12 protein-coding genes are annotated in these 13,181 nt (G+C 43.6%); 8 read left to right on the top strand and 4 right to left on the bottom strand.

Annotation, left to right across the window (positions count from 1 at the left end):
• Positions 1–53: 53 nt before the first annotated feature.
• The gene (locus BB427_RS11710) at positions 54–1,190 is read right to left on the bottom strand and encodes a bifunctional tRNA (adenosine(37)-C2)-methyltransferase TrmG/ribosomal RNA large subunit methyltransferase RlmN (RefSeq protein WP_069020890.1); all 1,137 of its coding nucleotides are present in this window, start codon (positions 1,188–1,190) and stop codon (positions 54–56) included.
• 195 nt (positions 1,191–1,385) lie between these two features.
• Positions 1,386–1,817, bottom strand: coding sequence for a nucleoside-diphosphate kinase (gene ndk / locus BB427_RS11705; protein ID WP_010377338.1), 432 nt, complete (start codon positions 1,815–1,817; stop codon positions 1,386–1,388).
• Between the two features lie 551 nt (positions 1,818–2,368).
• Here ndk and trhP point away from each other — a divergent pair.
• The 7 genes from trhP (at position 2,369) to BB427_RS11670 (ending at position 10,600) form a co-directional block, all read left to right on the top strand.
• Positions 2,369–3,727 (top strand): prephenate-dependent tRNA uridine(34) hydroxylase TrhP, encoded by a 1,359-nt coding sequence (gene trhP / locus BB427_RS11700; RefSeq protein ID WP_069020889.1) that lies wholly within the window; start codon positions 2,369–2,371, stop codon positions 3,725–3,727.
• A gap of 2 nt (positions 3,728–3,729) precedes the next feature.
• Positions 3,730–3,975, top strand: coding sequence for a YfhL family 4Fe-4S dicluster ferredoxin (locus tag BB427_RS11695; protein ID WP_010377334.1), 246 nt, complete (start codon positions 3,730–3,732; stop codon positions 3,973–3,975).
• Between the two features lie 233 nt (positions 3,976–4,208).
• Positions 4,209–6,896 (top strand): PAS domain-containing sensor histidine kinase, encoded by a 2,688-nt coding sequence (locus tag BB427_RS11690; protein WP_069020888.1) that lies wholly within the window; start codon positions 4,209–4,211, stop codon positions 6,894–6,896.
• Positions 6,897–6,898: 2 nt separating this feature from the next.
• Positions 6,899–7,303: a response regulator gene (locus BB427_RS11685; RefSeq protein ID WP_010605674.1), complete on the top strand. Its 405-nt coding sequence runs from the start codon at positions 6,899–6,901 to the stop codon at positions 7,301–7,303.
• Positions 7,304–7,305: 2 nt separating this feature from the next.
• On the top strand, positions 7,306–8,238 hold the full coding sequence (locus BB427_RS11680) for a GGDEF domain-containing protein (protein ID WP_010377329.1): 933 nt from the start codon (positions 7,306–7,308) through the stop codon (positions 8,236–8,238).
• 357 nt (positions 8,239–8,595) lie between these two features.
• On the top strand, positions 8,596–9,756 hold the full coding sequence (locus BB427_RS11675; RefSeq protein WP_069020887.1) for a M23 family metallopeptidase: 1,161 nt from the start codon (positions 8,596–8,598) through the stop codon (positions 9,754–9,756).
• Positions 9,757–9,886: 130 nt separating this feature from the next.
• Positions 9,887–10,600 (top strand): response regulator transcription factor, encoded by a 714-nt coding sequence (locus BB427_RS11670; RefSeq protein WP_069020886.1) that lies wholly within the window; start codon positions 9,887–9,889, stop codon positions 10,598–10,600.
• A 92-nt stretch (positions 10,601–10,692) separates the two neighbouring features.
• On the opposite strand, the gene pyrE is transcribed toward BB427_RS11670, so the two are convergent.
• Together pyrE and rph are read right to left on the bottom strand one after the other, a co-directional pair.
• On the bottom strand, positions 10,693–11,337 hold the full coding sequence (gene pyrE, locus BB427_RS11665; protein ID WP_017217061.1) for an orotate phosphoribosyltransferase: 645 nt from the start codon (positions 11,335–11,337) through the stop codon (positions 10,693–10,695).
• A 21-nt stretch (positions 11,338–11,358) separates the two neighbouring features.
• Complete coding sequence (gene rph, locus BB427_RS11660) at positions 11,359–12,072, bottom strand: ribonuclease PH (protein WP_010377321.1); 714 nt, start codon at positions 12,070–12,072, stop codon at positions 11,359–11,361.
• 153 nt (positions 12,073–12,225) lie between these two features.
• Here rph and BB427_RS11655 point away from each other — a divergent pair, with 153 nt between their 5' ends.
• A complete protein-coding gene (locus BB427_RS11655; protein ID WP_069020885.1) occupies positions 12,226–13,086 on the top strand; it encodes a YicC/YloC family endoribonuclease in 861 nt (286 codons plus the stop codon).
• The last annotated feature ends 95 nt before the right edge of the window (positions 13,087–13,181 follow it).

Genomic DNA, 13,181 nt, shown 5'->3' with positions numbered 1-13,181 from the left:
GAACTTATCTGTGGTCAAGATGAAATGAGCTGGGTAAACCCAGCTCATGAATATTATTGTGCGCTCACATTGACAGCAATGGCATTATCGTCACGCTGTTTTTTCTTAGCTAAACGCTTGGTTCTGTCTACAACATCACCTACTAGCTGTCCACATGCAGCGTCAATGTCATCGCCACGGGTACGACGAACGATACAGGTAAGTCCTGCAGCTTGTAACACCTTAGAAAATCTATCGATGCGGCTGTTGCTAGAGCGACCATATTCATTACCCGGGAACGGGTTAAATGGGATCAGGTTAATTTTTGACGGCGTGCCTTTGAGAACTTGCACCAACTCATGGGCATGATCTGTACTGTCATTAACATCTTGTAGCATCACATACTCAATGGTGACGTCTTTATTTGCTTTAGAACCATCGATATAGCGACGACATGCTGCTAGGAACTCTTCAATCGGATACTTTTTGTTGATTGGTACAAGCACATCACGTAGTGGATTGTTTGGCGCATGTAGCGAAATCGCCAGTGCCACATCAATCTTTTCTTTCAAAATATCAAGCGCAGGTACCACACCCGATGTACTTAGCGTAACGCGGCGCTTGGATAAACCAAATGCCCAATCGTCCATCATTAGTTCCATCGCTGGTACAACGTTATTTAGGTTTAACAGAGGCTCACCCATCCCCATCATAACAATGTTAGTAATTGGGCGTTTAGTGCTATCGCCTTTATGCAGACCAATGTCGGTTGCCACGCGCCAAACCTGGCCAATGATCTCAGACACTTTTAAGTTACGGTTAAAGCCCTGCTGCGCCGTTGAGCAGAAAGTACATTCCAAAGCACAACCAACCTGAGAAGACACACACAGTGTTGCTCGGTCTTTTTCTGGGATCCACACAGTTTCAACTTCTTGGCCGCCTTCAAGTACTAGTGCGTACTTAATGGTACCGTCAGAAGCCACCTGCTTTACTGAAATTTCAGGTGCTTTAATCTCACACTCAGCCTGCAACCGCGCACGCAACTTTTTGTTCAAATTGCTCATGTCATCAAAGTTGTCGATACCAAAATGATAAATCCATTTCATCACCTGATCCGCGCGAAACGGCTTTTCGCCATATGATGCAAACAACTCGCGCATCCCCTCGCGATTTAAATCAAGTAAGTTAATTTTTTTCTCAATAGTGGTCATGAACAACCTCGGTTAAAGACGGTAAGAACAGCTAAATTGCCAACAACATATTGTACAAAAAAGCAGCAAACATCACAAATAATGTAACGTGTTTTGTGAAGTAGTGTGATTACTTTACAAAGCACGCTAATCCCTTTACTTAGCTACGGGACAAAAAAAGGGCTCGAAAGCCCTTCTTTGGCACCAAGTCTCGAATTAACGAGTACGTGGGCAGATTTCTTCTTCAGCGAAGAAGTAAGCGATTTCGCGAGCAGCAGACTCAGGCGCGTCAGAACCGTGTACTGCGTTTTCGTCGATGCTGTCTGCGTAGTCAGCACGTAGTGTACCAGCTAGCGCTTCAGCAGGGTTAGTAGCACCCATGATTTCGCGGTTTTTACGAACTGCGTCTTCACCTTCAAGCACCTGAACCATTACTGGACCAGAAGTCATGAAAGAAACTAGTGCACCAAAGAAAGGACGCTCTTTGTGCTCTGCGTAGAAACCTTCAGCTTTCTCTTGAGAAAGGTGAACCATTTTTGATGCAACGATTTTAAGACCAGCAGACTCAAAACGGTTGTAGATAGCACCGATGTGGTTTTTAGCTACAGCATCAGGCTTGATGATTGAAAAAGTGCGCTCTAAAGCCATCTTTTTTGCTCCAAAATATTATTGTGAATATTAACGGGCGCGAATTATACGTGTTTTGGTAGAAAAAACCTACTATCTCGCGCCGCTTTCTTTGCGAAGAAACGAAAGTTTGGTGAATTATTTGTCGATTAAATACGCAGAATTGCCAGCAGAAGCCTTAACAGCAAGGTCACTTGCCCTTCCTTGCACAATGTCAAAAAACCTGATCTACATCAAAATTACTTACTTAGCTTTCTTCTATACTGCGCCGCTTTTTAGAATCAGCACGCGAAATCACTCAACAGCTGACCCGTAATTAGGGCCTGTTTATCTTTCAAGTTTGTTTTTGCAGCAGTTTGATTGGTATTTATACAAGACAGAGCCTGCGTAGCATAGTTGTTCTATGTGAGTCAGGCGATAACACAGTAGAAATGCCAATCAAGCGCTGCCCTTTGGGTTCACCTGAGTGCGCTTTGTTCATTGTTGCTAGCGTCGCGACCAAAACACACTCAGGAGAACAAAAATAAAACAGCAAAGGTCAACAGGCCCTAGTTCAATGTATGAGGTAAACCATGTTTGTACCAGAACTTCTCTCTCCTGCCGGCAGTTTAAAGAATATGCGTTACGCTTTTGCGTACGGTGCCGACGCTGTTTACGCCGGACAACCAAGATACAGTCTGCGCGTACGTAATAACGAATTTGACCTAAACAACCTCGAAATCGGTATTAACGAAGCCCACCAGCAGAACAAAAAGCTCTATGTCGTATCAAATATTGCGCCACACAACGGCAAAGTGAAAACTTACTTACGTGATATTGAACCCGTTATCGCGATGAAGCCAGACGCGCTTATCATGTCCGATCCCGGGCTAATTATGCTGGTTCGAGATAAGTGGCCAGACATGCCAATTCACTTATCCGTGCAAGCAAATGCTGTTAACTATGCGGCGGTGCAATTTTGGGCAAAACAAGGGGTTGAGCGCGTTATTCTTTCTCGCGAGTTGTCGCTACAAGAAATAGAAGAAATTCGTACATTGTGTCCAGACACTGAGCTTGAAGTGTTCGTTCACGGTGCCCTATGCATGGCTTATTCTGGTCGCTGTTTATTGTCGGGTTATATCAACAAGCGCGATCCAAACCAAGGCACTTGTACTAATGCCTGCCGCTGGAGCTACGATGTCAAGCCTGGTCAAGAAAACGAAACTGGCGATGTTGTTCATAAGGTCGATCCAAAAGCAATTATTCCAACCTTAGGGGAGGGTCAACCAAGCGACGAAGTGTTTATGCTCGAAGAGCAAGGTCGCCCAGGTGAATACATGCCAGCATTTGAGGATGAGCATGGTACTTACATCATGAATTCCAAAGATTTACGTGCTGTCCAGTATGTTGATCAACTGACTCGCATGGGCGTGCACAGCCTTAAGATCGAAGGCCGTACCAAATCATTCTATTATGTTGCTCGCACCGCACAAGTCTATCGTAAAGCCATTGATGATGCTGTTGCGGGTAAACCATTTGACCCAAGCTTAATGAAAACCCTAGAAAACCTAGCCCACCGAGGATATACCGAGGGCTTCTTGAAACGTCATGTACATCAAGACTATCAAAATTACGACTACGGTCATTCGGTGTCTGACCAACAGCAGTTTGTTGGTGAAGTGCTAGGTCGCACTAATAATGGTCTCGTTGAAATTGAGGTTAAAAACAAGTTCTGTACTGGCCACAGCTTGGAATTAATGACACCTAAGGGCAATATTCACTTTAATCTTGAACACATGGAAAATAAAAAAGGCGAAGCGATAGATGACGCCAAGGGCTCTGGTCATATCGTCAAAATTCCACTGCCAGAAGACATAGACTTAAGTCACGCCATTTTAATGCGCAATTTGGGCCAAAGTGAGGACACTCGTAATCCTTTTAAAAAGGCATAACGATGGCACTGCTTATTAATGATAAATGTATCAACTGTGATATGTGCGACCCTGAGTGTCCTAATCAAGCCATTTACATGGGCGATAAAATTTATCAAATTGACCCTGACAAATGCACTGAATGCGTCGGCCATTACGACACACCAACCTGTGTAAGTGTCTGCCCCATTGATTGCATTAAACCAGATCCAAACCACAAAGAAAGCCTTGACCAGTTAGCCGAAAAGTACCTTCGACTCACTGAATAACAAGGTGAAGCCAGGCGCTTCACCTTGTTAATCTCTCAACCCCCCCTCTTCCCTACCTCACGATAAAGATTTCTTACACCTCTTGTCGAAATTTCAAATAGATATACTACAGTTAAAGCAGAGCATTAGGACTTTTAAAGCGTATTTTACTATCGCCGCTTGAGTGCGCTTTTAGCGTCTTAACCGCGGATATTTTTATATGAATTGGCTACACGTTGAGGTAAGGAAATAACATGGATTTGAACTCATTTGAGTCATTTTTTAATAGCGCGTACATGCCACATGGTCATTGCTATTTGTGGCAACCTCACCTGCTATGGACCAATGTCATCTCCGATATCTTGATAGCCGCAGCCTACTTTTCGATTCCCATGGCGATTATGATTTATGCAAAACAGCGCCCTGATGTTGGCAGAAATTGGGTCTTTGTGTTGTTTTGTAGCTTCATCACTTTATGTGGACTCACGCACTTAATTGGCGTTTATACCGTTTGGCATGGCGCTTATGGTATTCATGGCATTTCAAAAGCAGTCACAGCGTTTATCTCAATGGTAACGGCGGTTTATCTTTTTAGACTTATCCCAAGCGCTGTCGCAATCCCAACCCCCAATCAATTCCATGGCGTAACCGCAAGGCTCAAACGTATTACCGATGAAAAGCAGGCGCTTCATTCGCAACTAGACCAACACAGAGTTACCGAGTTTATGCTCGATGCCTTACCCACCAGTACCTTGCTACTTGACCAGCTACTCACCGTGAGTAAGTGCAATCCTTATTTTTATCGCGAGCTTGGGTACGACACGCCAGATGCATTAATTGGGCTGAGATTACACGATATCGTCAGTTTGGATGATCCGTTCGACAGCTTAGAGTCCATTAGCCAATCTCTACTTAACCAAAACGATTACAGTAAAGAAGCACTGTGCCATGTGAAAGACAAATTTGGCAATCAAATCCCGATGGAGATGCGCTTAGTACAAGAACCCCATGACGGTGCTAATCTCATTTTAGCGGTGTTTAATAACCTTTCGTCACTTAAACGCACAGAGCAAGCACTAGCGGAATCCACCGAACAAATGAAGCGTGCAATCGGGGCAACCGAAGATGGCATTTGGGAGTGGAACGTTGTCGACAACAGCGTCAGCTATTCATCTCGTTTAAAAACCATGATAGGTAAACGCGATGACGAAAAAGTCACCTATGACGACTGGTTTGCACATATCCACCCAGACCATCAGGGCAAAGTGCAAGATGCCATAGACCATCACTTTGCCACCAAAGACCAATATTTTGTCGAGTACTTAGGGCGAGACAACAAAGGAGAATACGCTTGGTTTTCCGCCGTAGGCAACAGCCAATTTGACGACCACGGTAAAGCATTGGTGATGTCTGGAGCACTTAGAAATATCCATCAGAAAAAATCCCTTGAGCTGCAAGTTGCGGAAAAAAGCAAAATTCTCAATGCCATCTACGAAGGTGCAAGTCAGGCTATTTGGCTATTAAAGGTAGAAGAAAAGCAAACATTTCGAGTGCTCGAGTACAATAAGTTTGCCTGCCAGCGCACTGGCGTAAAGCTCGAGCAAATACTAGGGAAAACCCTCAGCGAACTAAGAGGGACAGTGTTAGAAGCGGAGCTAGTAGATAGAATCGAAAAAAACTACCAACTTTGCGTTGAGGTCGCAAAACCCGTAGATTATACCGAAATGATACCATTCAAAAATAAAGAACATTGGTATCAGACGACTCTTTATCCACTTAAAGACAGTAAAAACCAAGTTGAGCGGATCGTTGGTATCGCCGTCGATATTACTGCGCGAAAATTCGCAGAAAAAGAGCTTGAAGACAACCAACGCTTTTTACAGCGAATGATAGATTCAGCGGTGTGTGGCCTTTATCTCTACGACTTAAAACTCCACAAAAACACGCGCATAAACAAGCGTTATACTCAACTCCTTGGTTATACAATTCAAGAGTTAGAAAGTTCAAATTTAGAACTATGTTTTCATGAAAGTGAACGCGCACTCGTTTACGAGCATATTGATGAAGTGAGAGCCAGCCAAGACGGTGAACTTATCCCGATAAAGTATCGTTTTAGACACAAAGAAGGGCATTGGGTTTGGTGTTACTCCGTCGATACCGTGATCACTCGAGCTCACAATGGCGAGCCAGAGTTGATGCTGGGTACTTTTGTCGATATGACCGAGCACACCGAATTGCTATTACAGCTGCAAGAATCCAACGCCCACCTTGAGCACTTTGCCTATATTGCTTCTCATGATTTGCAAGAGCCACTCAGAAAGATCACCGCTTTTTCGGACAGTTTGGCGCAAAGAATTACGCCAGAACTCAAAGACTACGACGATGCAAAGTTTGAAATAGAGCGCTTGGTTGATGCCAGTCAACGAATGCGGATCATGATCCAAGACCTACTCAAGTTATCACGCTTACATTCCCATGAGTTGAAGCTACAAACAACCAATCTAACTTTGTTGTTAGAAGATGTTTGTGAAGTGATGAGCTTTAGTATCGAGGAAAGCGGCGCAGAAATTAAACTAGAGAATGGTGATTTACCTATCGAACTTGATCCCTCGCTTTTTCTTCAAGTGCTGCAAAACTTAATCAGTAACAGCATTAAGTTTAAGTCACCAGAGCGTGCGCCCGTGATCCAAATTTACGCCAGCCAAACCGGCCATGAAACGGTGATCCATTACAAAGACAATGGGCTTGGGATCCCAAAATCTCGACGTCAGCAAATCTTTGAACCGTTCAGGCGTTTTGGCACCACACAAGAGTATGGCAGTGGTATTGGACTAGCGCTGTGCCGACAAATCGTAAAACTGCATGGCGGCACAATAAAATGCCTGCAAAGTGATGATGGCGCTTTATTTGAAATCATACTGCCAAAAGAAGTTAAGGAGTAATAATGGAACTGTTATTAGTTGAAGATGATCCAGATGATGTCTACTTTTTTAAAAGAGCATACAGCAGTATTACCAATGCGCCAGAGCTTAAAATTTTTTCTGACGGTCATGAGCTGCTGCATTACCTCGATTCTATCGCAACCTACGACCAAGTTATTTTGCTGGATTTAAACATGCCAAAAATGAGTGGCTTTGAAGTTATGGAAGCTTTAAAAAATGAACAAGTTGCCGATAAATTAATAACGGTGTGCTATACCACCTCTACTCACCACAGTGACATTCGTAAAGCATATCAATTGGGTGCTAAGTCATATATTACCAAGCCCGGACGCTTAAGTGATTTAGAGTCGTTGATCAAATTAATCAAGCAGTATTGGTTTGACAATAACTGTGTCGTGCAAGGGTAACTATGAATACATGGCTGATTTATCTTCTTGAAGACAACGATGAAGATGCTTACTTAGTAAAGCGCACACTTGCAAGTACTGATGGTAGACAAAAGTTTAACGTGAAACACTTCAAAAATTTAGAACAACTTGAAACCGCCTTAAACACAGTCAAGCCAGAAGCTATCCTTATCGATTTAAATATCGATGAGAGCCAAGGTCTTACCACGCTGATTAAAGTAAAACAGTTGCCAATCAGCGCCCCTATAATCGTGCTAACTGGGGTATCTGAAACACTGTTTGGCGAAAAGGCAATTCAACTTGGTGCGCAAGATTATATCCCAAAACACGAAGTAAGCGGCCCACTACTGGCACGTACAATCACCTTCTCAAAAGAACGCTACGAAATGCAGCGGAATCTAGAGAACCTAGTGGTGATGGATAGACTCACTATGCTACATAACCGCGGCGCATTTGATAACGAATTAGAAAGAGCGATTTCTGAGTCAGAGCGGTATGGTCATGGATTTGGTGTGCTGTTTATTGATCTCGACAACTTTAAACCAGTCAATGATCAGCTTGGTCATCAAGCGGGCGATCAATTGCTAAAAATACTGGCAGCAAAACTTAAAATGTATAAACGTGCGTCAGACTTTGTTGCACGCTACGGTGGTGATGAATTCGTGGTTATCGCCCCTCATCTAACAGAAAAAAATCAGTTACGAAAACTGGCTCAGCATAAGTATGACTTGCTCAGTGATAATTACTGTCTCCAAGATGAAAGCGCAAATATCCGCGAAGTAAAACTGGACTTAAGCATTGGCGCAGTGATTTATCCAACTGACGCCACATCTGCAGAAGAGTTAGTTGCTAAAGCAGATAAAGCTATGTATCACGCGAAGACGAATCAATTGCCTTACGCGTTTTACTCGGATGCAGGACTCACAGCAAAATAGTAGAGTGAGGAGTGTACTAATCCATTCTATTTTTTAGGTATTGTTTGTCGGCTTTTCTCCTTACGTGGTTGCGCCTTTCCACGAAAGGCAAAACATTACTTCGTTGTTTTCGACGCTCTCCCCCCTGCCTTTCCTCTAGCAACTCTTCTAGTTGAGACAGAGTAATTAGCCTTTTCATAGCAACCTCCACATCACACCACTTTCTTTTTTATAGTCGCTTTTACAAAAAACCCCAATCTAGCAGGCAAAAATCTAAGCCCACCACTCAACAAAATCACATTTTAAACTTTTATTTTACAAAATACTCACATTTAGGTATAACTTGATTGAACAAAAAACAAACAGAAAGGATACAACATGAAACGCCACTATCTATCAGCGTGTTTAATCGCGCTCCTCTCACATCAGGCAACAGCTGCAGGTCAGCATGACTCTGTAGCTATGCCTGAATTTACTGCTGAACACATCAGTGCCTTACCTATTTCTAGTGTAATAGCAGTAAACCCTGAACTGTTTCTTTTCAGCAATGCTTTACAACAAGTAGATTGGCAGCAGGTGCTTGACAGCACGGCACCGCATTTAAGCGACAAGCTCGAAGTGATCTTGCACTATGCTGGATATGCCAGTATTAACCCTAAATTGTTGCTGGCACTAATGGAACTTGAGTCTGGTGTGATAAGTAACCCAGATAAACAATCCCTCTTTGCACCGTTTGGTACACTCTCTCATGAACAGGGATTTGATGCGCAAGTAAAAGATGTAGCGCTTAATCTCAGTGCAAGATACTACGCATTCCAAAAACTTCGTGATGAAGGCAAAGCTAAAAAATTACCAGCAGTCAACGAAGCAACTGTTGCACTTGCAGATCTGACACACACATCGGCAGATGCCCTATTCAATACTTATCAAACGTTATTTAACGGTGAGTCATTAGCATTAAAAGCGGACAACAGCATCGCTTTTAATGAACAAGCTTCAACACAAGCGGTATCAGCTGCTAGCTTTAGCATGAGCTTCCCGTGGCCATCCGGTTACGCTTGGTATAGCGGTGGTGCACACTCAAATACAGGCTCTGGTTACCCTTACTCGTCGCTTGATTTTAATAACGGCTCAGGTGGCTGGGGAAGTAATACACCTTGGGTTCAAGCAGCGCATGGCGGCACAGTCACTCGTTACTCAGCTTGTAATATTCGCGTGACTCACTCAAGCGGTTATTCAACTCAGTATTACCATATGGAAAGTTTGCAATATAACACTGGTGATGTCATTTCTGCAGGCGCTTGGCTTGGCCGTTATGCGGACGATAAAGCAACGGCATTGTGCCAAGGTGGCCAATCAACCGGCCCTCACGTTCACTTTTCGCTACTGTACAACGGTGGGCATATTTCGCTGCATAACTGGTACATCAGTGGCTATCGTATAGATGTGGGTAACTCCAACTATGACGATAACTGTAATCGCTTCTTCTTTGAGAAGAACGGCTATCGTACTTGTGCATGGCGTGCATTGTACAAATAAACAGCCTTAGCTTACACAAGCATGGTATTAGGCTCAGCTTTTTAGTTTGAGCCTAATAAATAACTTAAATTTTTTGTAAAACAAATGTATATTAAATTTAATCTGGAATAAAAAAGGATTTAATACTTCTATGTTTGCAAAGGAATATTCCAACAACTCGCTAGCATGGCAAGATCGAGCATTTTTTATTCTGACTCATGCTCGAGCCAATACCAGTTCCACCAATTATACTGTGCTAATCAAAGTGCTGGAGACGCTAGGACATACAGTCAAAGTTGATACTCGACTACCAGAGCCAGCGCTGCGTGAACAAATCGCATTATTTTTGGTGGATACAGAACACCGAGATTGTAATGAACTTATCAGTGCTGAAGTAAAGCTATTGGCGGCTAAACACAAAGTACTGCTCTTTAATGCCTATGAAGACAGCGTGAATGAAAAAACGGCGCTACTTGGCAATGTGAAAGGTATACTCTATCACCATGCTCCGCCAGAGACGTTATTTCAAGGATTAAGCAGTGTGCTCAAAGGCGAGCTTTGGTTTTGTCGCAGTGCTATCTCAGAGGCATTTAGCGAACTGATCGCCGCGATGCCACAAGCATTGCCTAACAGCGACATTATCTTAAGTAATGAAGAGTTAAATATGCTTACCGGCAGAGAAAAGTCTGTGATCAAGCTTATTGCTGCTGGTGCTAAAAACGAAGATATCGCTGATAGACTAAACATCAGTAGTCACACAGTAAAAACGCATATCTACAGCGCATTTAAAAAAACCAATTCACGCAACCGAGTTGAGCTTGCTAATTGGGCGCTACGCCATATACCAATAGTGAGTTTGAATTAAGAGCTGTGTAAAAACACACAATAAAACTGAGATAAAAGAGAAGTAAATAGATGGCTAGCATGGTACTAGCCATCTGCAGAAAATCATAGGGCTTACGCTACACCGTAGCTATCACGGTATGCTTTAACTGCATCCAAGTGCGCATCCATACCACCTTGTTGCTCAAGGTAAGTGATAAGATCAGCCAATTTCACGATAGACACTACTTGAGTATTAAAGTCGCGCTCAACTTCCTGAATAGCAGAAAGCTCAGCTTTGCCTTTTTCTTGGCGATCTAATGCGATTAATACGCCAGCAAGATCGGCACCATTAGCAGCGATAATTTCCATCGACTCACGAATAGCAGTACCCGCGGTGATCACATCATCAACAAGCATAATACGACCTTCAAGCGCCGAACCTACTAAGTTTCCGCCTTCGCCATGCTCTTTCTTTTCTTTACGATTAAAGCAATAAGGCACATCTTTATTGTGATGATCGGCAAGTGCAACGGCTGTCGTTGTCGCAATAGGAATACCCTTGTACGCTGGGCCAAACAACACATCAAACTCAATGCCAGCATCTTCCAATGCCGAAGCATAGAAACGACCTAAACGCGCCAGATCACGACCCGTGTTAAACAAGCCTGCATTGAAAAAATAAGGGCTAGTACGACCAGACTTTAACGTAAACTCGCCAAACTTAAGCACCTGCTTTTCTAAGGCAAATTCAATAAACTCTTTTTGATACGGTTTCATGTTTTTCCTACTGAGTGTTGATTACGCTAACGCTTGCTTTTGTAGATCAATGATTTCACGAATTGAGTGTTTCGCAAGACCTAGTAACTCATCTAGCTCGTCGAACGAGAATGGTTCGCCTTCAGCTGTCCCTTGTACTTCAATCAGTTTGCCAGTTTCAGTCATGATCACGTTCATGTCTGTCTCAGCCTCTGAATCCTCAAGATACTCAAGATCGGTAATTGGCTGACCTTTATAAACCCCAACCGAGATTGCCGCTATCATAAATTTTAACGGGTTTACATTGATCATGCCTTTGGCACGCATGTGTGTTAATGCATCGACCAATGCCACACAAGCACCGCTAATTGACGCCGTGCGTGTACCACCGTCCGCTTGAATAACATCACAGTCGATAGTAATGGTATTCTCACCTAGCGCTTTTAAATCAACTGCGGCACGGAGAGCGCGCGCGATTAAGCGTTGAATTTCCATGGTACGGCCGCCTTGTTTGCCACGTGCCGCTTCACGGTTGTTACGCGTATGTGTAGAGCGCGGAAGCATACCGTATTCTGCGGTGATCCAGCCCTTGCCTTGACCTTTCATAAAGCGTGGCACACCCGCTTCTACAGAAGCCGTACATAACACTTTGGTGTTACCAAACTCTACCATTACTGAGCCTTCAGCGTGCATTGTATAGTTACGAGTAAATGTAACCGGCCTGATCTGATTTGCAGTTCTTTCGCTTGGACGCATCCACGTTCCCCCATCATCAAAATTTGCCGTACATTATAAAGGGATCATAGAGACTATGCCACGCGATCCGACTAAAAATAAAATTCACTTTAGGGCTGTGTGGAAATTCGGCTATAATGCTCCGGTTAAACCAAGCTAATTTAGGGACTTTATATGATCCATAGTATGACCGCCTACGCCCGCAAAGAAGTGAAAGGTGACTGGGGCACTGGGGTTTGGGAAATTCGTTCAGTTAATCAACGCTACCTCGAAACCTTTATCCGCGCACCAGAACAATTTAGAGGCTTAGAGCCAGTAATACGTGAACGCCTGCGTAAACACCTACAACGCGGCAAAGTTGAAGTATTCCTAAAGTTCACCGCAAATCCTGCACACGTTGGCCAACTAACCGTCAACGAATCGCTTGCAAAGCAACTTGTTGAAAGCGCAAAGTGGCTACAATCACAAAGCGGCGGTGATATCAATCCAGTAGACATTCTGCGCTGGCCAGGTGTAATGGAAGCCGAAGAAGTCGATTTAGACACCGTAAACAGCGAACTGTTAGGTGGCTTTGATGAGCTAGTTGAAGACTTTAAAGCTGCACGAGCAAGTGAAGGTGAAAACCTAGAAACCATGCTCACCACTCGTCTTGACGGTATTCTAGAGCAAGTTGCCATCGTTGAAAGCTACATGCCTGAAGTCACGAAGTGGCAACGTGAAAAACTTTCACAAAAGTTAGAAGAACTAAAAACCGACATCGACGAAGGCCGCCTAGAGCAAGAGCTGATTTACCTTGCGCAAAAGCAAGACGTTGCAGAAGAACTCGACCGCCTCAAGTCACACGTCAAAGAAACCCACAAAATCCTCAAAAAAGGAGGCGCTTGTGGCCGTCGTTTAGACTTTATGATGCAAGAATTCAACCGCGAATCTAACACCCTAGCCTCAAAGTCAATCAACAGCGACATCACCAACGCCGCCGTTGAACTTAAAGTGTTAATTGAGCAAATGCGCGAGCAAATTCAGAATATTGAATAACACGCCGATATTCTATCAGCTTTGAAAAACCGCCTCTCGGCGGTTTTTTATTGGGTTCATTTTATGGAGTATATTAACCTTCATAGTTTCGCTAA

It is taken from the genome of Pseudoalteromonas sp. BMB (assembly GCF_001709235.1).
Classification (GTDB): Bacteria; Pseudomonadota; Gammaproteobacteria; order Enterobacterales; family Alteromonadaceae; genus Pseudoalteromonas; species Pseudoalteromonas maricaloris.
Note: the sequence above shows the minus strand (reverse complement) of the source record. Positions and strands in the feature narration are given on the sequence as shown.